The sequence below is a fragment of the Aliiglaciecola sp. CAU 1673 genome (assembly GCF_029223185.1).
Taxonomy (GTDB): domain Bacteria; phylum Pseudomonadota; class Gammaproteobacteria; order Enterobacterales; family Alteromonadaceae; genus Bowmanella.
In genome coordinates this window covers 92,539-118,079 of the sequence record NZ_JARHUG010000014.1, presented here as the reverse complement: position 1 = coordinate 118,079, position 25,541 = coordinate 92,539, and the positions used below count along the sequence as shown (strand labels likewise).

Below are 25,541 nucleotides of genomic sequence, written 5' to 3'. Positions count from 1 at the left end.
TTCAGAGCGCGCGAGAGTTTACCCAACCCACTCCAAAGTTACAAGTAAGGGGCGATTCAATCAGTCAAAAACTGAGCGAATCGCCTTTGACTGCCTGCTTAGGCGATTTTTTGTTCGGCGGTAACTTTGCGCACGGCATCGGCAATGGTCTCAGCCCATTTGCGTGCCATGTCATCAGTATGGGATTCCACCATGACCCTGATCAACGGCTCGGTACCACTCTTGCGCAGCAATACCCTGCCTTCATCGCCCATATCCTGCTCGGCGGCTTTCACCGCTGTCTGCACTTCCAAGGCATCCAAAGGTGAAACGCCACCGCTGTAGCGCACGTTGATCAGGGTTTGCGGGAATTTTTCCATACCGCGGCGAAGTTCATACAAACTCATACCGGCGCGCAGCATAGAGGTAAGTACCTGCAAACCGGAGACAATACCGTCACCGGTGCTGGCCACTGACAGATTAAGCACATGGCCTGAGCTTTCTCCACCGATATTCCAGCCTTTATCCTGCAGCATTTCCATCACGTAGCGGTCACCCACCTTACTGCGGGCAAAGGGAATAGACAGTTTACTCAGTGCCACTTCCAGGCCCAGGTTGCTCATCAGGGTGCCCACCACACCGCCGCCTTGAAGACGACCGGATTTAAGGGCATCACGGGCGATGATATAAACAATCTCATCACCGTCCACCACGTTGCCCTTGTGATCCACCATCATAATACGGTCACCGTCACCATCCAGGGCAAAGCCCAGATCAGCCTGCTCGGCAAGAACCTTTTCAGTAATCGCCTGCATTGAGGTGGCGCCGACCTTGTCGTTGATGTTCAGTCCGTTAGGACTGGTGCCTACTTCAATCACGTCGGCACCCAGTTCACGCAGCACGTTAGGAGCAATATGGTAGGTTGCACCATGGGCGCAATCGACCACGATTTTCATGCCGGTTAAGGATAAATCTGACGGGAAAGTGCCTTTACAAAATTCGATATAACGGCCCGCCGCATCATTAATACGGGTAGCTTTACCCAACTTGTCGGAAGCCACACAGACCATCGGCTTTTCCAACTCAGCTTCGATAGCCAGCTCGATATCATCATCCAGCTTAAAACCGTCGGCAGAGAAGAACTTGATGCCGTTGTCATAGAAAGGGTTGTGGGAAGCACTGATAACAATCCCCGCCTCAGAGCGGAAGGTCTTGGTCAGATAAGCGATGGCCGGTGTAGGCATGGGGCCCAGCAAGCCGATATTGATACCGGCAGCCGACAAACCGGCTTCCAGCGCCGATTCCAGCATATAGCCGGAAATCCGGGTATCCTTACCAATCAACACCTTGTTGGTGCCACGGCCGGCCAGTACTTTACCTGCGGCCCAACCGAGTTTGGTTACAAACTCCGGGTTAATGGCACTCTCGCCGACCTTGCCGCGGATGCCGTCTGTTCCGAAATACTTTCTTTCACTCATCTTATTTACCCCTGATTCGTGAATCTTATTCTAGTTGTTGATATGCGGCCTGTGGCCGTCACATTAATCCTGTTGGGCCGTTGTGGCCGCTAACACTTTAAGCATATCCACTGTCTGCTGCACATCATGCACACGCAGGATTTGCGCGCCCTGTTGGGCGGCAATCAATGCGCAGGCCAGGCTGCCTGCCAATCGTTCATCCACGGTCCGATTCAGCAGATTACCAACCATAGACTTACGTGACATACCTACCAGCAGCGGCTTGTTCAACTGATGAAAACGCGCCAGGACTGCCAGCAAACGATAATTGTGTTCAATAGTCTTACCGAAGCCAAAGCCAGGGTCCAGCAGAATTGTATCCTCTGCAATGCCCGCTGCCACACAGGCATCAGCACGCTGTCCTAAAAACTGCATGACCTCTTTTACCACATCCTCGTATTGCGGATTGCTTTGCATGGTGCGCGGCTGCCCCTGCATATGCATCAAACACACAGCAGCGCCCGAATCGGCAGCGGCTTGCAAAGCACCGGGCTCCTGCAAGGCGCGCACATCATTGATCAAACCAGCGCCCGCTTTTACTGCTTCGGTCATTACCGCCGCTTTGCTGGTGTCGATAGAGACAATGGTATCCAGGTTGGCCTTAATTGCCTCAATCACCGGGATAACCCTGTCCAATTCTTGCTGCTCAGACACTTCTGCAGCACCTGGGCGGGTGGACTCGCCGCCCACATCGATAAAGTGGGCACCGTCTTCCATCATTTTTTGTGCCTGTCGTAAGGCAGCCTCTATATGCTGAAAACGACCACCGTCAGAGAAGGAGTCAGGGGTAACGTTGAGGATGCCCATCACCCTGGGTTGGTCCAGCGTTAAACTTTGGTTTTTAAATTTCATCTTGTTGCCAAGTAAATAATCATTCCAACCGTCACCCCCGAATGTATTAATCGGGGGCATTCCCGCATGTAGTAAGCGGGAACACCCCCGCATATTCTCGCCATGAAGCGGTTAGCGGGGATCTTAAACGCGAAGATAAAAAAGGGCAGCTCTCGCTGCCCTTATTATTGAGGCTTAAGTTTAGCCGGTGATATCACCCGGTTTGCCGATATCGGCAGGCTTTTTACTCTCGGCCTTTTCCTTTTTCTCAGGCTTAGCCGTGTTGTCACCCTTGGGCTTATTGTCATTGTCCCAATCCGCTGGCGGGCGCACATCGCGACGGGCCATCAAGTCATCAATCTGATGGGCATCGATGGTTTCATACTTCATCAGCGCGTCTTTCATGGCATGCAGGATGTCCATGTTTTCACGCAGTATGGTTTCGGCGCGGCCGTAGTTGCGATCGATCACCGATTTGATTTCGGCATCAATAGCACGGGCGGTGTCATCGGACATATGCTTGGCGCGCGCCATGCTGCGTCCCAGGAACACTTCGCCTTCTTCTTCGGCGTACAACATCGGACCCATCTTGTCGGACAGACCCCATTGGGTCACCATCTTGCGGGCCAGGTCAGTAGCACGCTCAATATCGTTAGAAGCGCCGGTCGTCACCTTCTCGCCGCCATAAATAATGTCTTCGGCAATACGACCACCGTACAAACTGGAAATCATGCTCTCCAGATGCTGTTTGGTGTAACTGAATCTGTCCTGTTCAGGCAGGTACATGGTCACACCCAAGGCGCGTCCGCGAGGAATGATGGACACCTTGTAAACCGGATCGTGCTCGGGCACCAAACGGCCGACAATGGCGTGACCGGCTTCGTGATAGGCGGTCATTTCTTTCTCGCTTTCGGACATAACCATAGACTTGCGCTCGGCACCCATCATGATCTTGTCTTTGGCTTTGTCGAATTCTTCCATGGCCACCAGGCGCTTGTTGGCACGGGCAGCAAACAAGGCTGCTTCGTTGACCAGGTTAGCCAAATCGGCACCGGAGAAACCAGGCGTACCACGGGCAATCACTGCGGCATCCACGTTGTCAGAAACAGGGACTTTGCGCATATGCACTTTAAGGATCTGTTCACGACCACGGATATCGGGCAGACCAACCACGACCTGACGGTCGAAACGGCCGGGACGCAGTAAGGCAGGGTCAAGAACATCAGGACGGTTGGTCGCGGCAATCACGATAATACCTTCATGACCTTCGAAACCGTCCATTTCCACCAGCATCTGGTTCAGGGTTTGCTCACGCTCGTCATGGCCACCACCAAGTCCAGCACCGCGCTGACGGCCTACGGCGTCGATCTCATCAATAAAGATGATGCAGGGGGCAGATTTCTTCGCTTGTTCGAACATATCGCGCACGCGGGACGCGCCCACACCAACAAACATTTCCACAAAGTCAGAGCCGGAAATGGTGAAGAACGGCACCTTGGCTTCACCAGCAATGGCTTTGGCCAGCAAGGTTTTACCGGTACCAGGAGGACCTACCATCAGCACGCCCTTAGGAATTTTACCGCCCAGTTTCTGGAACTTAGAGGGGTCGCGCAGGAAGTCTACCAGCTCAGACACTTCTTCTTTGGCTTCGTCGCAACCGGCCACATCGGCAAAGGTGGTTTTGATCTGATCTTCACCCAGCAAACGGGCTTTACTCTTACCAAAGGACATGGCGCCACGGCCACCGCCACCTTGCATCTGGCGCATAAAGAAAATCCATACGCCAATCAGGAGCAACATGGGGAACCAGGAAATGAAGATATTGGCCAGCATGGAGGGCTTCTCCGGTGGCTCGCCAATGACCCGCACATCATTTTTCAACAAATCGTTGAGCAAGTCTTCGTCGTATAGGGTGGGCACGTAGGTAACAAAGGTTTCCCCACTGCGCTTACTACCCTTAATTTCACGACCATCGATGCGCACTTCGCGCACCATGCCCTGGTTCACTTCATTAATGAACTGGGTATAGTCGTACTGGCGGCTGGACGAATCTCCAGGCGTAAAGCTCTGGAACACCGTCATCAACACAACGGCGATCACCAACCACAGGATTAAATTTTTTGCCATGTCGCTCAACGCTGTAACCTCTGTCTATAAACCAAGTTTGGCAGCACCAAGACTACTACAGTTTGCAGCCTGTCGCTACCAGATAGGCCCTCAGAAAATGGACTTCCGGGGGTTCGGTTTTGTGGGCTCTGATGCAACACTAAGCGCTTGATATGAATACACAAAACGCTAATCAGCCCGATTTACATCTACCCTTTGACCACAAAATGGTCGCCGGATTTCCATACCTGTTGGCCTTTTTCAAGGACATCATCAGGTATTGCCTTTCGATCTACGCTAAAACTGTGCGCCTTGATCATTTTGCCCCGTCAGCCATCAGCAAGCGGCGGCTTTTTTTGCCTTTGTCCATAAGTTCATTAGGCATAGTGCTCAGATGGCGCTAAAATAGCGTTTTTCAAGCATTAACCCCCAATTATATTTGTAACTCAATGATTCTCTCCACCAAACAAAAGCAATACCTCAAGGGCCTGGCCCATTCCCTGAAACCCGTGGTTCAGCTTGGCTCCAGCGGCCTCACTGAAGGCGTTGTGGCCGAAATTGACAGTGCCCTGGCCTTCCACGAACTGATTAAAGTGCGTATCCCCACCGATGATCGCGAGCAAAAGCGCCTGATCATGGATGCCATCGTGCGCGAAACCAAAGCCGTCAACGTGCAGGTAATCGGCCACGTGCTGGTGCTCTATCGCGAAAGCGAAGAGAAGAAGATCCGCATTCCCAAAGGCTGATACCAACTAAAGCGGCATTCGCCTTTTCCAGACTCCCGCTTCGGCGGGATTGTTCCCGATTAATACATTCAGAATGTTCCCATTTACAACATATGGGAACAATGGTGTTCAGTTAAAAAGTCATTCCCGCGAAAGCGGGAACATCCCCGCGGATTGTCAGCGGGTGCTTCTCGTCATCCCCGCGGATTGTTAGCGGGGATAGCCTACCGGCCTTAAAGGCGGATGAATAACAGATAAAATCATACATCGTATTCGTTTTTGCCGATTACAACATCTGTGCGCGACGTTTTTTGATGGATACCGTCATTCCCGCTTACTACATAAGGGAAAGCCAGGTCAGAATTTGTACCGGTGTCACAGGCTGCCATGCCCGAATGCTCATGATACGAAGTATTTATCGGGCATCCATGGATATCCGGAATAGATTCCCGCTTACCATTTCATGGCAGGTACACGCGGGAATGACAACATAGAAAGACCCTTTCTTACCATTTTTCTGTTAGCCTGCATAAATTCGTAGTCAAAACAGTCTGTTAACATGCCTCATTCGGTTCGCGTGCCACTGGTAAATGTGTTTACCAAGGGCGGCTACAGCGCCAGAGTCCATATCGGTCATCCTGCCCATCCGGCCAATTTGGTCTTGGATACAGGCAGCAGTACCCTGGTGGTCAGTAATCATCGTTATCAACCTGAAAGCGATAAGAGCCTTAAGGCGTCTACCCTGGCACAGGATGTTCGCTACGGCAAAGGGGGATGGTATGGTCCGCTGATCCAAACCAAAGTGGGTATTGGCCTGTTAGAGCACGCCGCAGACCTTAACGACGTGCATGTGGCGGTGACCGCCAAGGAGCAAGCGGGCAGTTTTGGCCAGGCCGATGGCATTATGGGGCTGGCGTATGCGGGGTTGAATCCGGCCTATGATATCAGCGCCTACTTACAGCAACAGCAGGTGTCGCCATTACAGAGCTATCCCTACTTAATGTCTGCCGAGCATCAGGCGCAATCGGTCAGCGATTATCTGCATTTTCTACACCAATATCCCAGAGACACCATTCAGCCCTACTTTAGCCAATTAGAAGAACAGGGCGTGGTGGGAAATCAATTTGCCCTGCTGACCCACCGCTCCAGCATTTACCAAACAGATAAGGAGCGAAGCCAAGAGCAGCTGGCGGCCCATCCGCTTAATCACGGCCTGTTTGTGCTGGGTAAACCCAAGCTGCATCGCGACCTCTATCAAGGTGAGCCAAAAACCATCAAAGTGCTGGATGACAAATACTACAACGTCAATCTGTTGAGTATGCAGGTCGGGGAGGCTGAGCCCATTGCCGCGCCACCACTGGATGCCAAGGATATTCAAGGCTATCGCACCAATGCCATAGTCGACAGCGGCGCCAGTATCATGGTGCTGCCAAGCTCATTATTCAGCGCTTTGCTGACCGCGCTGACCGATATCAATGCCGACTTTGCCACTCTGCTTAAACCCTTTGAAACCTTCACCGGCGAAGAAGTAGGTATCGATATGGCCGGGCTGGATTTGACACAATGGCCGCCCATTCATTTTACCTTTGCAGGCGAACGCGCTGAGCCGGTGACCCTGACAATGAGCCCGGATACCTATTGGCAGGTGCATGCCCCTAAGCCCAACCAGGCCTATTTTAAGTTTACCCAGGTGCCGGGGTGGCCCAATCAGACTATTGTCGGCCTGCCCTTTTTAAATAACTACTACAGCATTTTTGATCGTAGTGAAGACACCACCGGCGTTATCCACTTTGCCCAGAAAGCCCCGGTGCCAGCTGTGCTTCAAGAGCATTTGGTGAATACCTTTTCTTCATAATGGATCCCCGCTAACCACTTCGTGACGAGAACATGCGGGGATGACAGGAGTCCTTTCTGTCACCTCCGATATGTATGGGAACATTCCCATCGTTGGGGTTTGGTCACTCCCGCATGCCTTTAGCGGGAGTCTATTTCAAATTCAACCAAACTGTGTGGTAGATGCCCGATAACAGCATTCGGGCATGTTCCCGATAACAGCATTCGGGAATGACAGCATGAAACATTTGTGCATCCCTCCCCGTCGTTCCCTTATGTAGTAAAAGGGAACACTCCCGCATATTCCCGTCACGAAGTGGTAAGCGGGAACCTATCCCCCCACCGTTCGGGTTTGGTCACTCCCGCATGCCTTTAGCGGGAGTCTATTTCAAACTCAACCAAACTGTGTGGTAGATGCCCGATTACTACATTCGGGCATGTTCCCGATAACAGCATTCGGGAATGACAGCATGAAACATTTGTGCATCCCTCCCCGTCGTTCCCTTATGTAGTAAAAGGGAACACTCCCGCATATTCCCGTCACAAAGTGGTTAGCGGGAACCTATCCCCCACCGTTTGGGTTTGGTCACTCCCGCATGCTTTAAGCGGGAGTCTATTTCAAATTCAACCAAACTGTGTGGTAGATGCCCGATTACTACATTCGGGCATGTTCCCGATAACAGCATTCGGGAATGACAGCATGAAACATTTGTGCATCCCTCCCCGTCGTTCCCTTATGTAGTAAAAGGGAACACTCCCGCATATTCCCGTCACAAAGTGGTTAGCGGGAACCTATCCCCCACCGTTTGGGTTTGGTCACTCCCGCATGCTTTAAGCGGGAGTCTATTTTCGAAGCTGTACCGATTGAATATGGATGCCCGATTACTGCTTCGTATCATGAACATTCGGGCATATTCCGCCACGAAGTGGTAAGCGGGGACTCGCAGTTACAACTATTCACAAATTGCTGAAATTATCAGCAGGCGAATTGCTGTCTGCAGGATTAGGCTGAGTGTCGTTCGAGGCTTAATTTTGAAAAGGAGAGCAACAATGAAAACTACAGTGACCCTTTCTCTGCTAAGTACAGCATGCGTGCTTGCCGCCTGTGGTGGCGGCAGTGATGTCAGCGCCCCTAAACCTACGCCACCGGCGGTGCAACTGGCCCCGGAAGTCAATCCTCCTGCGCCTATCAGCGGTGCGTTGGTGCAGCCAGGTCTTTCTACCGTATCCCGCTTTATTAAGAACGGCCTGTACGGCGCCGGGCAGAACCCGGTAATTTACCAAACGGCAATTCCGGAAGCCTCTGATTCACGCAGTGCCTTCTCCACTACTACTACTCAGGAAGGTGGCGTGGATGAAGCGGATCGCATGGAGTATGACGGCAACTACCTGTATGTGGCCGAATACCCTGTGTGGACACCGGATCAAACCGAGCCACAGCCGCCTTATATTCGCGTATTGAAACGCCAGGACGATTTTTCTTTAAATGAAGTGAATCGACTGACGCTCGATGAAGCCGACAGCAATATCAATGGCATCTATCAGCATACTGACCGGGTGGCAGTAGTAGCCAGTGGTTACCCGATGATGATGCTGGCCGATATTCGCGGCCCCTTTGTACCTTCCGAAAACAAAGTGGATCTGACCCTGTTTAATACCGCGGATCCAGAGCAGGCCACTAAGCTAACGGATGTGGAAATCGACGGCTGGCTATTGTCGAGCAGACGTATCGGCGATGATTTGTATCTGGTCACCAGTCATTACCCGCAGGTAGCAGGCCTTGAAATTGGCAGCAGCGACAATGATACCCGCTGGCGCAACTATAACCTGGTGCAGGCCCAGGCAATGGCCGATTTAATGCCCAAAATCAGTATCAATGGTCAAAGCCAGCCGCTGCATAACGCCGAAGATTGCTTTATTCCCAAAGAGGCCGAAGAGAAAGATGGCTCGGCGCAAATTATCAGCATTACCAAGGTTAACCTGGCCGCACCCAGCGACATTCAAAGCCTGTGTATGGTGCAGGAAGCCGAGCAGATGTATATGTCCATCGACAGCCTGTATCTGACCGCCACCCTGAAAGAAAGCACCCAACTGCACAAAATCAGTCTCAGCAACTTTACCTATGCCGCCAGCGGCGAGGTGGACGGCACCCTGGGCTGGCAGGCCAATCCTTATCTGCGCCTGTCAGAGTTTGACGGCAACCTGCGCATTATGACCAGCCACTATGGTGAAAGTATCAGTCATCACCTGAGCGTGCTGACCCAGCAAGGCCAGGAACTGGTGCAGATTTCACGATTGCCCAATGAGCAGCAACCCGAGGCCATCGGCAAGCCTGGCGAAGATATCTACGCGGTGCGCTACATGGGCAATAAAGGCTATGTGGTCACCTTTGAGCGCATCGACCCGCTGTATGTGCTGGATTTAAGTGATCCCACACAGCCAAGTATTGCCGGTAGCCTGGAAATTCCCGGTTTCTCCAGCTATCTGCACCCGCTGGAAAACGGCTATCTGCTTGGCATAGGCCAGGAAGTGTCAATAGAGAGCCTGCCCGACGGCAACGGCATCCCGGTAGATAACCCGGTACGTAGCGGCGTTAAGGTCAGCCTCTTTGATGTGCGCGACCCGGCCAATCCCAAGGAAGTGGGCACCCTGGTCAAAGGAGACGGTTATACCCCGGTGGAATATGACTACAAAGCACTGACCGTATTGCAAACCGACAACGGCTATCGTTTCGCCATGCCCCTGGAACAGTGGCAAAGCTGTGAAGAGGTGTGCACCGCCGTATGGCAACCCCGTAACAGCCTGCTGATGCTGGATGTGGACACAACCGCCGACGGAAGCCTCACTGAACTGCGCCAATTGGAAGTAAAACAGGACGAAGAGTATTACTTCTTTGGCGGTAATGATCGCAGCGTGATCCACGGCGACCATCTCTACTATATCCACGGCAACAGCGTCTGGCACAGCCAATGGCAGGCCGACGCCGAGATCACCGGGCCTTACTGAGGCCTGTCTGAACTTGGGAGAAGACCCAGGGACGGGACAAAAAGGGGGACAGGATGTCCCCTTTTTTGTTTTGTGGATGCCCGATAACTACTTCGTGCATGTTCCCGATAACAGCATTCGGGAATGACGGCCTGACACAACTTTGCGAATAGCTATCATGTCATTCCCACGTTTAGTTAGTGGGAACACCCCCGAATGTTCTCGCCACGAAGTGGTTATCGGGGGCATTCCCGAAGGTCTTAATCGGGAACACTCCCCCCGTTCAGGTTCCGTCACTCCCGCATGTCCCTAGCGGGAGTCTATTTCGGTCACAACCAAACCACATGATGGATGCCCGATAACAACCTCGGGCAAGACCAACTTTGAAACCAATGCAAAACCCTCGGCTCACTCAATAAACTCATTTTTTTGCTGAAATTTTGAAACAAATCCGTATCTTATAGGCCGAATTAAAAAAACGGCCGTCAGGCTGATAAAAAAAGCAGCAGTCATGGAAAACCAACAACAGCAAGGCAGTATCGTCTGTGTCGGGATCGGCATGACCTTAGGCTCCCATATCGCACCATTGTGCCGTAGCTATATCGAACAGGCCGATGTGGTCTTTTGTGGAGTGTCTAACGCCATAGTGGAAATGTGGGTTAAAGAAATGAACCCCGATGTACGCAGCCTGCAAGTGCATTATCAGGAAGGTAAAGATCGCCGCATTACTTACCGGGAAATGGTGGAAGCCATGATGACCGAGGTGCGCGCCGGTAAAAAAGTGGTCGGCGCGTTTTATGGTCACCCCGGCGTATTCGCCTGGGCGCCCCATAAAGTGATTGAAGTGGCCCGAAGTGAAGGCTATGACGCCCATATGGAGCCCGGCGTGTCCGCCGAAGACTGCCTGTATGCGGATTTGGGTATCGATCCCGGCAAAGTGGGCTGCCAGCATTTCGAAGCAAGCCAGTTTATGTTTTATAAACGCAATATCGATGCCAGCGCTTATTTAATCCTTTGGCAGGTAGGCATTGCCGGCGACCGCTCGGCGGCGCGTTTTTCTACCGATAACGCCTATCGCCAGGTGCTGCTGGAAATGCTGCTGGAAATTTATCCGCCCGGGCATAAGGTGGCGCTGTATGAAGCCCCGACGCTGCCTATCGACCCCACGCGGATTGATTGGATAGCGCTTAAGGACTTCGCCAGCGTGGTGGTTAATCAGCACACCACCATGGCCATTCCGCCTGCCATAGAAATGCAAAAGAACCAGGCGATAATTGATCGATTGGCGGAATTGGATAGGCAGTTTGCTCAGTCTAACTAAGGCTAGAAATAACCACAGAGCCACAGAGAGCACAGAGGTTAGGAATGCTGGATTCCCGCTAACAAACTGCGGGTGTGGCAAAAGCTAGCACCGTCTTCCCCGTATGTGGTTAGCGGGGGTGAATATCGGTGAGCAAGGCGAATGAGAAGTCATTTAACATGACTTCGAGAGATATGAACGATGCACCTTGGATGGCGCAGCTGGAACCAAGCCACATGGATGTGTTAGTTACAACAAGTAGAGCAACCAAAACAAAAAAGAAAAAATCATGTCACAACTGATTAAATAGCTGGAATCTATTGGTAAGAATGCTGAAAAGCGCTATTCTAAATTCTCCATAGAAAGTGAAGAGTTAGAGAGATTAAAAGACGAGGAATATAAAGCAGCGTTCGTTGCCCACAACTTCAGAGCCGCTTTTGCTGTAGGTGAAGAATAGGAAACAATAAATGCGCATTGAAATCAGCCATGTTAACAGCTTAAATTACACCTTGAAATTTGTTGACGAACAGTGCAATCAATGATGAATTTCTCAACTTTCAATATTTGAGTGTAACTTAAAAATGGAATTTCAAACTAAAAGACTCATCTGCCGCCCACTTTTAGAATCCGATAGAGATAATTACTGCGCCCTCTACATGGATAAGAAAATAATGCGAAAGATTGTTGCACCGTTTAACCGAGAGAAATCAGAACAGCATTTTAATTCAGCTCTAATACAAAACAACTCCCCTTCATTAACGCGCCTGACATGGGTAATTGAGAACAAAGATTCAGGGCAGTTTATCGGCGTTCAAGGTTTACAGTGGTTATCTCCAGGGGATAAGCAGGCAGATCTTGGAATAATGATTATTCCCAATGCCAATGGGAAAAACATTCCGAGAGAGGCTTTAACAGGTGTAATAGAATACGCTTTTGATAACATAAGATTAGATGCTATACGAGCATCATTCCAGCCTTCGCATTACGCAAGCTTAAGAATTGTCAGAAGGCTTGGATTTGTTGAACAACCTATAAAAAAAGCAGCGCTTGATAAGAACGTATCTCTATACGTTCTTAGTAAAGAAAAATGGTACAATCAAACTTCCACAAAGAAATTTAACTAATTTTTATTTTTAAAATAAACCTACCACAAGCAACATTAAAACTGAGGTGTTATAATGACAGCAATTCAAATATTAGAGAAAATTGGCTCTACAGCTTCTTTAAAGAATCATCAAGGTTCAGGAATAGATTTATCATCACTTGATATTGAAGATCTAGGCAGTCAAAAGATATGGTGCCTCATGGTTCCTGCAGAAGATGATAAGGATGAGTCCAGCGACGAGAAAGATGAAGAGAAGAAAGACGAAAATATAATTCAGTAATGAACGCCTCTTTTCTTATAATTTTCCTTGTTATGAATTTCATCGTCGGGATTTCATTCGCCGGCGATGAGTTCAACTCTCTTGAATACGCAGACTCCATAAAAAGCAAAGACACATTTACTTTCAAAAAAATACTGCAAGAGCTTGACGGTAAGAAAGAAAGTTTATCACAGAAAGAACTTGACTATTTACATTTCTTAGAAAGTTACATGACTGCTTATTCAGGGAACTTAGAGGACGGAATATCTGGATACAAAGCCGTATATAAAAACTCTAAGCATGAAGACTTGAAGGTTAGGTCTGCTGCATCAATAGTAAATCTGTACGGACTTATGAGAGATTTTGAAAATGGATACTCATGGGTTCTAGAGTTACAAAAAAAAATCCAAAACTCATCAGGAAAAATTAAACACATCGGTTTGGTGGCGCTGGCAATATTTTTAAATCAAGTGGGAGAATATGAGTCGGGATTAAGTTATGCTGAGGGTGTCATTGACGATGCTCCTGACCCCAGAAATCTTTGCTTCGCACTCAACCTTTCCATAGAAGCAAAATTCGAGTTAAAAAAAGACGTATCGGAGGAAGCTCTAAGTAAGCTCATTGAAGTTTGTGACAAAGAAAAAGAATTTGTTGCGAGTAGCATGGCATTCATTTGGGAAGCGAATAATTTGATAGGGAAATCAGAATTTGAGCGTGCCAAAAGTAAACTTCAAGCTAGTTTGGAACTAGTTAACAATACACATTATCCACCGGCCATTTCAGAACATTATTCTCTCACAGCTCTCATACATATGCATGAGGGTGAGTACTCTAAAGCAGTGGAAAGTGCAAATAAGTCTTTAGATGTTGCAAAAAACCTTGGAAACACGAGACCAACTGTCAGTGCTTTCAGAACTCTATATCAAGTTGCTGAACTTCAAGGAAAGCCAGATGAAGCATTATTTTATTACAAAAAGTTTGCTGAAGCTGATAGAGCTTATATAGACGAAGTTAAGGCCAAACAACTAGCCATCCAACAAGCCAAACACGATGCCATAGAAAGGGCCAATCAGATTGCCCTGTTGGACAAAGAGAACTCCCTGCTTAAGACCGAAGCGCGTTTAACTAAGCAGGAGCAGCAAAACGATCGTCTCTTTATGGCCTTTTTAATGCTGGTGATCCTGCTGGTTGTGCTTTGGGCCTATAAAAACCGTCGTTTGCATTTACAGATGCGCCAACAGGCACAAACTGATGATCTGACTGGCATTGCTAATCGCCATCATTTTACCCAGATGGCCGAATCTGCGCTTAAGTACCATCAAAAAAGTGCGCAGCCCCTTAGCTTTATTATTTTCGATTTGGATCTGTTTAAACGGATTAACGACACCTATGGCCATCAGGTCGGTGACTGGGCGTTAAAGGCTGCTGTGGCCGCCTGTCAAAGCGTTTGTCGCCAGCAGGATATTATCGGCCGTATGGGCGGTGAAGAATTTGGTCTGGTGCTGCCTGGCTGTAGCTTAAATAAAGCCATGGAAATTGCCGAGGCCTGCCGTAAGGCCATTGCCGCTATTGATACCCGCCCCAGCGGTGAGAAATTTCAGATCACCGCCAGTTTTGGCGTATCTGACTCTACTGTCTGTGGCTATGTCTTTGACAGCCTCTATGGCTGTGCGGATAAGGCCCTTTACCATTCCAAGGAGCAGGGCCGCAACCGGGTTTACCGCTATGAAGAAGACCTGAACCTGAAAATGGATTTACGGCCGCAATAAGGCACCTTACGCTCCCGCATGTAGTTAGCGGGAGTCTATGTCTGACAATACTCTGCGATCTGATGGATGCCCGATAACCACATTCGGGCATGACGACCTGCAAGGGACTTGCAATGTGTTTGGTGGTCTCTTTTTCATCAGACTACTCGGTCGCTCCCGCATGTAGTTAGCGGGAGTCTATTTTAAATACAACAGAGGTGCTTGATGGATGCCCGCTTACTGCATGCGGGCAAGCTCCCGATTACAGCATTCGGGAATGACGGTCTGGAATAGCGGTGTACATTTATAATCTTTCCTTCCCGCAGACATCGAGTGAAAGCAAATGGATTGTTCCCCACCATTTTGACCAATGCTCACTTTCCCGGCTAATTAGTGAAAGGTTTGTCCTAATCTCACTCTGCTTATCTTTGGCTTTTTGAAAGCGATTTCCACAAAGGATTTTTGTTGCTATTTGCCTCATCTAACATCCTTTTACAATGACAGTAGAGCCAATGCATTCACCTAACTGTAGCTATTTGTTATCCCTTTCTTTTGATGAAGATTATCTTGTTTAGCGTAATAAAAACAGGACTTGGAGGGATCAGGACCCTTAAGCCCTTGCCAGTCCATTCCGATTTTTTATCCTTATTTTTCAAAAGCTTATATCATGACAATCGTAAGAGGCGCATTTATTACTTTTAAATCCCTGCTTTTTACCAATTAAGTACGAGGCGTTAATAACAGACATCTTGCCATTAACAAATGGTTATCTCCTTAATTCAGTTATCCACCTAATTAGAATCAATTGGCACTAAAACTTATTGCATTATTTTTCATCAAGTTATATTTTTATTAGCGACCCCATCCTTGTCTTTCACTACAACTTATTTTAATAAGGTGACGAATGAACGAATTCCTGAAAATCCTGACCCACGCCCGCCGCCTGCAAGCCGCCGTTAAAGATTTATCTGTAGAAGAGCTTGAGCAAGTAAAAGAAAAGCTGGAAAGCGCGATTGAAAACAGAAAGGCACAGGAAGCCGAAGCGCGTCGCGAAGCAGAAAAGAAACAGGCACTCAAAGATGCCATTCTCAAGCAGATGCAGGAAGCAGGTCTGGATCTGAACGATTTGGCCGGCGGCGAAGTCGCTGCACCGTCTAAGCGTGTGGGTGCCAAGCGCCCAGTCAAGTACAAGCTGACCGATAAGGACGGCGAACATACCTGGACCGGTATTGGCCGCATGCCAAAGGTGTTTGCCCATGCCCTGGAACAGGGTAAAAAGCTGCAAGACTTTGCTATCTAAATAGCGGCGTTGCAGCGTTAATTTTGCTAAAGCCGGCGTTGCCGGCTTTTTTGTTTCAATTTTTCAAAGCCCCTCACTTATCCCAAATATCCGCAGGTTATCGACCCCAATACGCCAGTCTTGTCATTCTCTGCTGCTGAACAAGCTATGATTTCTTGCATACAAAATCGCTAAAACACTCTATTTTCAGCATAAGGCGAGATTGCACATGAGAATGGCCATGCAAAACCAAATTCAACAGGCGGTGGTCGAAATAAGCCAATTAATTATCGGTAAGCAGCGCGAGATCAAGCTGGCGCTGACTTGCTTATTGGCCGGTGGCCATCTGCTTATTGAAGATTTACCCGGCATGGGTAAAACCACCCTCTCCCATGCCCTGGCACGGGTGTTTGGACTGGACTTTTCGCGGGTGCAGTTCACTTCGGACTTACTGCCGGCGGATATGTTGGGGGTGAACATCTTCAACAGTCAAACCCAGGCCTTTGTGTTTCACCCAGGCCCCTTGTTTAGTCAGGTAGTGCTGGCCGATGAAATTAACCGGGCCAGCCCCAAAACCCAAAGTGCGTTGTTAGAGGCCATGGAGGAGCGCCAGGTGAGTCTCGATGGAGAGACCCATAAACTGCCCTCCCCCTTTTTTGTGATTGGTACCCAAAACCCCATCCACCAGGCCGGCACCTATCCCTTACCCGAATCCCAATTGGATCGTTTTTTAATGCGCATCCAGCTTGGCTACCCCAGCTGGCAGGCAGAAAAAGCCATGTTGCAGCAACCCATGCAAGACAATGCCACCACCATCAAGCCAGTGCTGGATGAGACGCTGCTCGCACAAATCCAGCAAAGCATCCCCAAGGTGCACGCAGCAGAAGGGATCCTGGATTATATTCTGCGCCTGGTTACCCTAAGCCGCGAATCCGAACAATTCCCCAATGCCTTGTCACCCAGGGCTACTAAAGCGCTGTTACAGGCTGCCAGAAGCTGGGCGGTGGTGGAAGGAAGGGATTATTTAATTCCGGAGGATGTACAGGCGGTATTGCCGGCAGTCGCCGAGCACCGCTTACGTTCGGCACTAACCGACCATCCCACCCAGACCAGCCTGAGTCGCATTTTGCTGGAACAGGTGGATCCGCTGGCAGCCTAAGATGAAGCAAAGCGTGCTTGGCAAATCGCTCAGGTCCAGATGGCTACAACGCTACTTTGACAGCTGGTTGCAACAACGTATTCCACGCAATCGTATGTTTCGCCTGGATCTGAATAATGTTTTTATCTTCCCGTCACGCTTTGGCTGGCTGTTTACAGCCTTATGCCTGTGTTTGTTTCTGCTTGGCACTAACTATCAGAACAACCTGATCCTGCTGCTGAGCTTCTTTTTGCTGAGTTTGTTTTTAGTCAGCCTGATGGTGACCTACTTTAACTTTGCCGGCTTGGAGATCCAGCAAGGTAAGGTGGGAAACAGCTTTGCCGGCGACAGTGCCTGCCTGCCCCTATGGATAACCGCGGAAAAAGAGCAGAAAAAATTTGGCCGGTTACATCTTTCGCTGTATGGCGAGCCGGTGCAGACCTCAGTGGATTTGGATGGCCTCAATAATCCGGTGGAAGTGGAAATCCCTACCCCGGCACGGGGCCGTTTTCGGCCGCCGCGTATCACCCTTTGCAGCTATTATCCCCTGGGCCTGTTCCGCTGCTGGACCCACTTAAGTTTTGATTGTGAGCTTATCGTTTACCCCACGCCGCTGCCCTGCCCGCTTAGCGTGGAAAACCGCAAAAGCCCCGGCGAGTCGGAAGGGCAGTTAGCGCAAGAAGACGGCTATGACAATTTCGACAGTTTGACCGAGTATCGCCTCGGCCAGCCGCTTTATCATGTGGCCTGGAAGCAAGTGGCCAAGGGCCAGGGCATGGTCAGCAAGAAATTTTCCAGTAACAGCCAGCGCGCGGTATGGCTCAGCCTCGGCCATGGCGCCAAAGCGGAGCTGGAAAAGCGCTTGTCACAGCTGTGTTTTATGGTGCTGGAGCTAAGTGCCATCGGCCAGACCTTTGGCCTGGATCTCGGCAGCGTGATCATCGAGCCTGACAGCGGCAATGCTCATCAGCAGGCTTGTCTGACAGCCCTGGCGGTTTTTGAGAGCGACCATGCCCAGGCTTAACCCCTCTGCCCATAACAAAGCCCATCTGCTGTTAACGCTGGTATTGCTGTGCCTGACCGGGAGTTTGTATCAGCCGTTACAGCTGTGGATTTTGGTATTGGTACTGTGCAGCGTGGCGATTCGCCTGAGTTTGTATATGAACTGGCAAAAACATCAGATTTCGCTGCGTACGCTGAATCTGCTCGCCATCCTAAGCGCCATTGCCCTGGCCTATTTCGGCTGGCAGTTGGGGCTGTTACTTGGCATGTTGAACCTGCTGGTGATGGCGTCGAGTTTAAAGCTGATGCTACTGGGCAGCCGACGTGACTACTTCCAATTAGTCGGCGTGCAGTTTTTCCTGCTCGGTACCGGCCTGGTATTCCAGCAAAACATCGCCTTTAGCCTGTTTTATGCCGTACTGGCACTGATGCTGCTGCTTAGCCTGGCCTTTCATATCAGCCCCTCTACGCGCTTTGTGACCCAGCTGAAACGGGTTGGTAAGCTCTGTTTGCAAGCGTTACCCTTAAGCCTGCTGTTGTTTTTGGTGATCCCCAAGCTCGGCCCGCTGTGGCAGATGCCCAACGCCGGCAGCAGCAAATCAGGCTTAAGTGAAAAGGTCACCCCCGGTGATATCGCCAATCTGGCGCGCTCGGCAGATTTAGCCTTTCGGGCGACCTTCTCCGGAGCCGTCCCCAAAGAAGGGCAACGTTATTGGCGGGCGCTGGTGCTGGAAGAGTTTGACGGGCGCAGTTGGCAAGTACACCCTTATCGCAGCAAGTTTCGTGAGCGTATGCAAAGCAGCCGCTTCAGTTTTGCACCGCCGGTGGCCGGCCCCACCTTTGATTATCAGATTATTGCCCAACCCACTCAGCAAAAATGGCTGTATGGCTTGGATATTGCCCGCTCTGACGCACCCTTGGTGTATCACAGCCATGACTATCAGCTGATCAGTCAGATTCCGCTGCAATCCACCTTTAGTTATCAGGTGCGCTCTTACTACAACACACCATTAGTGGCGGCCTATCCAGGCATTGACGACAACATTAACCTGCAAGTGCCGAAGAACGGCAATCCACGCACCCGCGAATGGGCTGCCAAACTGCTGCAAGAACACCCGGATCCAAAAGACTATATTGCCGCCATTGAAAGCTATTTCACCAGTAATGGCTTTCGCTATACCTTACGACCTAACCCGATGCCGGTAGATCCGGTAGACCAGTTCCTGTTTGATGACAGGGCCGGTTTTTGCTCTCACTATGCCAGCGCCATGACCTATTTGCTGCGCCTGGGCGGTATTCCTGCACGGATGGTAACCGGCTATTTAGGCGGTGAAATGCGCGGCGAAGCTTATATGAGCGTGCATCAATACGATGCCCATGCCTGGGTGGAATGGCTGTCGGATACGGGGTGGCAACGGCTCGACCCTACAGTGTTGGTGTCGCCCATGCGCCTGGATTTTGGTTTGGAGCAGGCGGTGGCCTATGAAAACAGCTTTTTGGCCGATGCGCCTTTTAACCTGGCCGCCCTTAAGAATATTGCCTGGCTCAACCAGGTGCGTCTGCTGCTGGCCGATATGGACTACTATTGGAGCCGCATGGTGCTGGGCTTCGATCGGCAAAATCAGCAGGCATTACTCAGAAGTATTCTCGGCCAGCTGACCCCAGGTCGATTGGCCCTATTCGGCCTGGCCGTGGTAGCCCTTATTGCCTTGTTGCTGGGCCTGTATCAATTGAAGCAGTGGCTGCCACACAGACACGCCCCCGCTACCCGCTATTATCAGAAAGCCTTAACAATGTTGGCAGCACAAGGGATCGAACGGCCTGAATGGCAGGGTCCACAGGATTTTTCCGAGGTGGCCACTGCCCAGCTCTCACCACAGGCCGCTGTGTACTTTAAACAGTTATCGGCGCTTTATAGCAGCCATCAATACCGGCCTGCTTCTGCACAGGCACAAAAGCAAAGCCTGCAAAAAATGCGTTTGCTGCTTAAGCGCCTGAAAAAGGCGTTGCGCACCGCGCCTTCTTTTCGTCAACAGCCGTAGTTAACTAGATCAGTTACTCAATGGATGCCCGCTTACTGCATGCGGGCATGTTCCCACTTACTACGTGTGGGAATGACGGTCTTGCTCGGTCACTCCCGCGTGTAGTTAGCGGGAGTCTATTTTAAATCCAACAGAGGTGCTTTATGGATGCCCGCTTACTGCATGCGGGCAAGACATCCTGTAACAACAATGCGAATAGATATCTTGTCATTTCCACAGGTCGTAAGTGGGAATGTTCCCACTAACCACTTCGTGGCGAGAACATGTGGGAATGACGGTCTTGCTCGGTCGTTCCCGCATGTTTTAAGCGGGAACCTATCTCAGATAAAACCAAACTTTTTATGGATGCCCGATAACCACTTCGTGGCGAGAACATTCGGGCACGACATCCTACAAGGCCCCGACGACAAGCCCGAATCTGCGCCCCTCTTAAATAAAACACTCGGTCACTCCCGCTGTAGTTAGCGGGAGTCTATTTTAAATACAACAGAGGTGCTTTATGGATGCCCGCTTACTGCATGCGGGCAAGACATCCTGTAACAACAATGCGAATAGATATCTTGTCATTTCCACAGGTCGTATGTGGGAATGTTCCCACTAACCACTTCGTGGCGAGAACATTTGGGAATGACGGTGTTCTCTTTTTGGTCGTTCCCGCATGTTGTAAGCGGGAACCTATTTCAGATAAAACCAAACTTTTTATGGATGCCCGATAACCACTTCGTGGCGAGAACATTCGGGCACGACATCCTACTAGGCCCCGACGACAAGCCCGAATCTGCGCCCCTCTTAAATAAAACACTCGGTCACTCCCGCTGTAGTTAGCGGGAGTCTATTTTAAATACAACAGAGGTGCTTTATGGATGCCCGCTTACTACATGCGGGCAAGACATCCTGTAACAACAATGCGAATAGATATCTTGTCATTTCCACAGGTCGTAAGTGGGAATGTTCCCACTTACTACTTGTGGGAATGTTCCCGATTACCACATTCGGGAATGACAGGCAGTGACATTTAAGGACGGGCTACACTCAATTTAAACATTGTATGCCCAAGACTAATGTTCTCACCCACCGTTTATATCCTGGCCAGTAAACCTTATGGCACGCTCTATATCGGCGTAACGTCAAACCTGGTGCAACGAATATGGCAGCACCGGGAGAGCCTGGCCGAAGGATTTACCAAGAAGTATGGCGTGAAAAGATTGGTTTACTTTGAGCAATTCGAAGATATGTATCAGGCCATCGTGCGTGAAAAGCAGCTAAAAAAATGGAACCGTGCATGGAAGATCCAACTGATTGAGAAAGCCAACCCTGAATGGCGGGATTTATGGCCGGATATTGCTTCTGGTTGAGTTTTGGTTGATGCCTTATGGATGCCCGCTTACTACTTCGTGGCGAGAACATCCGGGCATGTTCCCACATGTAGTAAGCGGGAGTCTATATCCGAAAGGAACGAACCTCTTTATGGATGCCCGATAACTACACTCGGGCACGACCGCCAGTAACAATTTGCGAATATATATCCTGTCATTCCCACATGTAGTAAGTGGGAATGACGACCTTTGACACTTGTGCTAACGGATACGGGAGCCAACCTATAACAAACGCAGATGCAGCGTGATCTCTTCGCGGTCGTGGTAGAGGTGCTTGGCTTGAAGCAGATAGGCTTTGGGCGACAGCATTTCATCGATGACGGCCAAGGCTTCCTGCACCGATTCATAGCGGCGCTTCATGGGCAGCTTAAGGTTAAAGATGGCTTCTTTGCATAAGCCTTCCAGCAGCCATTGGCTCATCAGTTTGGCCACCCGGGTTGGCTGCTCGACCATATCGCACACCAGCCAATGCACGTTTTTCTTTTTAGGGCGGAATTTAAAGCCGTCTTCCGCAAAGTGCCTGACCTGGCCGGTTTCCATCAGGCTGTCAGCCATGGCGCCATTGTCTACCGCCTGTACAAACAAGCCACGGCGCACCAACTGATAGGTCCAGCCACCGGGACAGGCGCCCAAATCCACTGCCTGCATGCCCGCCTGCATACGCGCTTCCTGCTCTTTGGGACTGAGAAAGAGTTGAATCGCTTCATCCAACTTCAAGCTGGAACGACTCGGTGCCTCTGCCGGGGTTTTAAGGCGCATAATGCCAAGTTCAAAAGGTGAGCATTGATTGCGCTCGGCATAACCCAGATACACACGGTCGGAGCGGGTGAAAAAGGCAAACAGCACGGGCTTTCGGTTATCTTCTTTTGGGGTAAGCTGGCCTTTTTTGCGCAGTGCCTGACGCAGCGGCACCGAGAACTTGCGGCAAAACTTAGATAGCTCACGTCCTTCTGTGGTATCGGGATACTCCACCCTAAGATCGCCGCAGCGTGGCATATCACTGCAGGCGTCAAGAATGGGGCCGATGCGATCGGCAGCATCCAAGTCAGACAGATGAGATATCAGCACAAAGAGCTGACGGGCAAAGATCAGCTGACTCAAGGGCAAGGCCGCATAAAGAGCCTGTGCATCCTCAGCCTGATAACATTCAAAATAGACAAAACCACTACCGCTTTCGGTACGGGCGAAGCCATAACGGCCCAGCGCGGCACTTTTATCGCCAAGCTCTTTGGCCAAATCCGCTTCAAAGCCCGGACGGCAATAGGCAAGTAATCCGGCCATCAGTGTGTCGCTCCTTTAAAGGCGGCTATCAGCAGCAATCCCCAGCCAAGGATCATGCACAGGCCGCCCATAGGTGTCACCGGGCCGAACCACTTGATACCGGTTAAGGCCAGTAAATATAAGCTGCCACTGAATAACAAAATGCCGGTGAGCATGGCCATCGCCGCCCAACTTAACAGTGGCTGGGGTTGTTGGCGGTAAAGCACCACCAACAGCAATACGGCCAGCGCGTGCCATAGCTGGTATTGCACGCCGGTTTGAAAGGCACTCAGCATCGCCGCGTCTAAACGCCCCTTGAGGCCATGGGCTGCAAAAGCGCCCAGCATCACGCCGGTCATGCCAAAAAAGGCGGCCAGCGCCAACATCCAATTCATCTGTTTTTCTCCATAAAGGCCGCCGCCCACAGGGCAGCCTGTTGCATATGTTGTTCTTGGGTAAAGCCTGAGGCTTTGCGGGGTTTAAAACTATGATCGCCATCGGCCAAAAACTTTACCTCGATGCAAGGGGCCAAATCATATGCGCCAACTTCCTGCTGATTACCGAAGGTATCGCGTTCCCCCTGAATGATCAGCATCGGCTTGCGGGCTTTACGCAGGTGCTCTGTGCGCAATTTGTCTGGCTTACCCGGTGGATGAAAGGGATAACCAAGGCAAATAGCGCCTTTGGCCTGGGTCTGTTCAAGCAACATTGACGCTACCCGACCGCCCATAGACTTGCCACCAATAAACAAGGACAGCGCTTTGGGTAACTGCGCTATGGCTTCCATAAAGGCGGCTTCAAGCTTGGCCATGGGATCCGGCGGGCGACGTTTGCCTTCCTGCATAGCGCGCTGCATATAAGGGAAGTCGAAACGATAAACATCGAAACCCTGGGCAGCAATCAACGCCGCTATCTGCTGCATAAAGTCACTGTGCATGCCGCTACCGGCACCATGGGCCAATAACAGCTTGGCCTTAGCTTCGCCTTTGGCTTTATCCACCAGATACATTAAATTTCCCCCTCCTGCTCTTCTTCTACCTGGGCCAGCATCCAATCGCGGAAGGCTTTAATTTTACCCAACTCCGACATGGACTCGTGACATACCAGATAATAGGCATTGCGGGTGATGAGTTTCTCTTCGAACGGACAGACAAGGCGCCCTGACTGGATTTCGGCCCGTGCCAACACGCTGTGGCCCAAAGCAATCCCCTGCCCTAGGGCTGCGGCCTGTAACACCAGCATCGAGTGGCTGAATATGGGCCCTTGGTTCACATTGACCCCGAGCACATTGAAATGGCGGATCCATTGCTTCCAGGCTTCGCGGGATGAATCGTGCAACAGCATGTGATGGCGCAGATCATCGAGGCTATCCAGCGGCTTACCCGACTGGAACAACAAGGGAGAACACATGGGCGTCAGATATTCGGTATGCAGCTTATCCGATTGCAACCCCGGCCATTTACCGCGGCCATAGTAAATCGCCACATCCACATCATCGGTAAGATGGCCTTCATCGAAGTCCACGGCCTTGATGCGCACATCTATCTCCGGGTGAGCAGCACTAAATTTATTGACCCTGGGCACCAGCCACTGAATGGCAAAACTCGGCGGCAAGGCCACGGTGATAGCGCCTTTGGCACCGCGGGCCAACAGGCGCTGGGTGGCATCCTGTAACGAAGCAAAAATATCTTTGATATCAAGGTAATAACTCTGACCTTCCTCGGTCAGCAGCAAGGAGCGGTTTTTGCGCAGGAACAGCTTGATGCCGAGAAATTCTTCCAGCGACTTGATTTGATGGCTGACTGCCGCCTGAGTCACAAACAGCTCGTCGGCCGCCCGTGTAAAGCTTAAATGCCTGGCAGCAGCCTCAAATGCCTTGAGGGAATTCAGGGGCGGTAAACGACGTGACATTTAGATGTATTTTCCATTAGTTTTTTTAATGAACATGCCCGAGATAATGTCAATTTAACTCTGCAAAACCTTAGTTTATATTTTAACCGTGAGATTGAAAAATGCTTAAGAAAAGCGACCTTACTGACATGTCACTGTAATAAACGTCTCACACGGATGTATTTTTAACATTATTTTTACTTAAGGAATTGCAGATGAAAAAGTGTAACAAATTTCTTCTCGCCGGCCTAGCCGCCATCGTTGCCCTGCCCCTTTTTGCCGATGACAATCTGGACAAAAATTGGGCTGAAGTACAAGCGGCTGACTATTTACAAATTGCCATCGCTGAACTGGATATCAACCCGTTAACTTCTGAATCATTGGCTATCAACTTGCCAGAAAGCGAACAAGCGATACTAATCGCCCAATCAGAGCAGGAAGCTGCAACGCCCAAACTGGCCGACTAAGACCGCTCTCATCTGCAATGGGTGTGCTCCTTCGGGAGCACTGCCAGGCAGATAATGTCTTGTTTCGTCCTAAGATACCACAGCACAAGCCAGTGCTTGCCTGGTCTGTGTCAGATCACTTGTAACGGCTATTGTCAGCAGCGCCTGACAAACGCTTCTACAGGCCTTTTCTGAATAGCCTTTTGATAATGGATTCATAAAGCCATGCTCATACGCGGTTTGCATGTAATGCAGCTGTGGCTTGGCGGTTAGTTTTGCCATCACTGCCAACACATCAAAATGCGCTTCCTGGCGCGGGAAAATCAGACTCGTCGGCACCTTGGGACTAAGGTCAGTGTGATGCCTTATCTGGCCCGGATAGAAACCAATAACATGCTGCAAATATTGCCGCGAATGACTCGCTACAGCGCGCCACACGGCAGATGCGCCTGCACTAAAAGCAATCACCACTGTCGGTTCAGTGAAGTTATCCAGCGCTTTTGTGACCAATGCCAAATAGCCGTCATGCCCACATTCTTGTAGAAAGCGCTGATAGGCGCTTTGTTCGTCGGCGAAGAGGATAGGTTGGGGATAAGGACCAAGAATGGAACAAGCCATTCCAGCCTCTTCAAGGAAAGTGGCCAGGCCGTTGATACCGGCGCCTGGCCCGAAAATATCAGTGACTAGTAGCGCCCTTACGGGCACCTGATTAGCCTGCAT

General features: G+C 50.4%; 21 protein-coding genes. 13 read left to right on the top strand and 8 right to left on the bottom strand.

Annotated features, from left to right (window positions below):
- Positions 1–98 precede the first annotated feature (98 nt).
- From glmM to ftsH, 3 genes are all read right to left on the bottom strand, one after another.
- The gene (gene glmM / locus P2G88_RS14270) at positions 99–1,457 is read right to left on the bottom strand and encodes a phosphoglucosamine mutase (RefSeq protein WP_275797086.1); all 1,359 of its coding nucleotides are present in this window, start codon (positions 1,455–1,457) and stop codon (positions 99–101) included.
- A 63-nt stretch (positions 1,458–1,520) separates the two neighbouring features.
- Entirely contained in the window at positions 1,521–2,348 is an 828-nt protein-coding gene (gene folP, locus P2G88_RS14265) for a dihydropteroate synthase (protein WP_275797084.1), read from the bottom strand.
- 180 nt (positions 2,349–2,528) lie between these two features.
- Complete coding sequence (gene ftsH, locus P2G88_RS14260; protein ID WP_275797082.1) at positions 2,529–4,463, bottom strand: ATP-dependent zinc metalloprotease FtsH; 1,935 nt, start codon at positions 4,461–4,463, stop codon at positions 2,529–2,531.
- 419 nt (positions 4,464–4,882) lie between these two features.
- On the opposite strand from ftsH, the gene yhbY reads away from it, so the two are divergent.
- From yhbY to P2G88_RS14200, 12 genes are all read left to right on the top strand, one after another.
- On the top strand, positions 4,883–5,179 hold the full coding sequence (gene yhbY / locus P2G88_RS14255) for a ribosome assembly RNA-binding protein YhbY (RefSeq protein ID WP_275797081.1): 297 nt from the start codon (positions 4,883–4,885) through the stop codon (positions 5,177–5,179).
- Positions 5,180–5,717: 538 nt separating this feature from the next.
- Positions 5,718–7,013, top strand: a complete 1,296-nt coding sequence (locus P2G88_RS14250; RefSeq protein ID WP_275797079.1) for a pepsin-like aspartic protease — start codon at positions 5,718–5,720, stop codon at positions 7,011–7,013.
- Positions 7,014–8,041: 1,028 nt separating this feature from the next.
- Positions 8,042–9,997, top strand: coding sequence for a beta-propeller domain-containing protein (locus P2G88_RS14245; RefSeq protein ID WP_275797078.1), 1,956 nt, complete (start codon positions 8,042–8,044; stop codon positions 9,995–9,997).
- A gap of 490 nt (positions 9,998–10,487) precedes the next feature.
- Positions 10,488–11,297 carry an SAM-dependent methyltransferase gene (locus P2G88_RS14240; RefSeq protein ID WP_275797076.1) on the top strand — a complete coding sequence of 270 codons (810 nt, stop codon included), beginning with the start codon at positions 10,488–10,490 and terminating at the stop codon, positions 11,295–11,297.
- Positions 11,298–11,857: 560 nt separating this feature from the next.
- Positions 11,858–12,400, top strand: a complete 543-nt coding sequence (locus P2G88_RS14235; RefSeq protein WP_275797074.1) for a GNAT family N-acetyltransferase — start codon at positions 11,858–11,860, stop codon at positions 12,398–12,400.
- Positions 12,401–12,454: 54 nt separating this feature from the next.
- A complete protein-coding gene (locus tag P2G88_RS14230) occupies positions 12,455–12,661 on the top strand; it encodes a hypothetical protein (RefSeq protein WP_275797072.1) in 207 nt (68 codons plus the stop codon).
- On the top strand, positions 12,661–14,409 hold the full coding sequence (locus tag P2G88_RS14225; RefSeq protein WP_275797070.1) for a tetratricopeptide repeat-containing diguanylate cyclase: 1,749 nt from the start codon (positions 12,661–12,663) through the stop codon (positions 14,407–14,409). The genes P2G88_RS14230 and P2G88_RS14225 overlap by 1 nt, the downstream gene beginning before the upstream one ends.
- An 883-nt stretch (positions 14,410–15,292) precedes the next feature.
- Positions 15,293–15,688 carry an H-NS family nucleoid-associated regulatory protein gene (locus tag P2G88_RS14220; protein ID WP_275797068.1) on the top strand — a complete coding sequence of 132 codons (396 nt, stop codon included), beginning with the start codon at positions 15,293–15,295 and terminating at the stop codon, positions 15,686–15,688.
- Positions 15,689–15,908: 220 nt separating this feature from the next.
- Positions 15,909–16,826 (top strand): MoxR family ATPase, encoded by a 918-nt coding sequence (locus P2G88_RS14215; protein ID WP_275797066.1) that lies wholly within the window; start codon positions 15,909–15,911, stop codon positions 16,824–16,826.
- 1 nt (position 16,827) lies between these two features.
- Positions 16,828–17,829 carry a DUF58 domain-containing protein gene (locus tag P2G88_RS14210; RefSeq protein WP_275797064.1) on the top strand — a complete coding sequence of 334 codons (1,002 nt, stop codon included), beginning with the start codon at positions 16,828–16,830 and terminating at the stop codon, positions 17,827–17,829.
- A complete protein-coding gene (locus tag P2G88_RS14205) occupies positions 17,816–19,849 on the top strand; it encodes a DUF3488 and transglutaminase-like domain-containing protein (protein ID WP_275797062.1) in 2,034 nt (677 codons plus the stop codon). The genes P2G88_RS14210 and P2G88_RS14205 overlap by 14 nt, the downstream gene beginning before the upstream one ends.
- Positions 19,850–20,910: 1,061 nt before the next feature.
- Positions 20,911–21,204 (top strand): GIY-YIG nuclease family protein, encoded by a 294-nt coding sequence (locus tag P2G88_RS14200; protein WP_275797060.1) that lies wholly within the window; start codon positions 20,911–20,913, stop codon positions 21,202–21,204.
- 243 nt (positions 21,205–21,447) lie between these two features.
- Here P2G88_RS14200 and rlmM read toward each other — a convergent pair whose 3' ends face one another.
- The 4 genes from rlmM to P2G88_RS14180 are packed head-to-tail and all read right to left on the bottom strand — an operon-like array spanning position 21,448 to position 24,396.
- Positions 21,448–22,506 (bottom strand): 23S rRNA (cytidine(2498)-2'-O)-methyltransferase RlmM, encoded by a 1,059-nt coding sequence (gene rlmM, locus P2G88_RS14195; RefSeq protein WP_275797058.1) that lies wholly within the window; start codon positions 22,504–22,506, stop codon positions 21,448–21,450.
- Positions 22,506–22,880 (bottom strand): DUF423 domain-containing protein, encoded by a 375-nt coding sequence (locus tag P2G88_RS14190; protein ID WP_275797056.1) that lies wholly within the window; start codon positions 22,878–22,880, stop codon positions 22,506–22,508. Before P2G88_RS14190 ends, rlmM begins: the two co-directional genes overlap by 1 nt.
- Positions 22,877–23,494, bottom strand: a complete 618-nt coding sequence (locus P2G88_RS14185; protein ID WP_275797054.1) for an alpha/beta fold hydrolase — start codon at positions 23,492–23,494, stop codon at positions 22,877–22,879. Before P2G88_RS14185 ends, P2G88_RS14190 begins: the two co-directional genes overlap by 4 nt.
- On the bottom strand, positions 23,494–24,396 hold the full coding sequence (locus P2G88_RS14180) for a transcriptional regulator GcvA (RefSeq protein ID WP_275797052.1): 903 nt from the start codon (positions 24,394–24,396) through the stop codon (positions 23,494–23,496). The genes P2G88_RS14185 and P2G88_RS14180 overlap by 1 nt, the downstream gene beginning before the upstream one ends.
- Positions 24,397–24,590: 194 nt before the next feature.
- Between P2G88_RS14180 and P2G88_RS14175 the strand changes: the two genes are divergently transcribed.
- Entirely contained in the window at positions 24,591–24,842 is a 252-nt protein-coding gene (locus P2G88_RS14175; protein WP_275797050.1) for a hypothetical protein, read from the top strand.
- A gap of 69 nt (positions 24,843–24,911) precedes the next feature.
- Here P2G88_RS14175 and P2G88_RS14170 read toward each other — a convergent pair whose 3' ends face one another.
- On the bottom strand, positions 24,912–25,541 hold the full coding sequence (locus tag P2G88_RS14170) for a hypothetical protein (protein ID WP_275797048.1): 630 nt from the start codon (positions 25,539–25,541) through the stop codon (positions 24,912–24,914).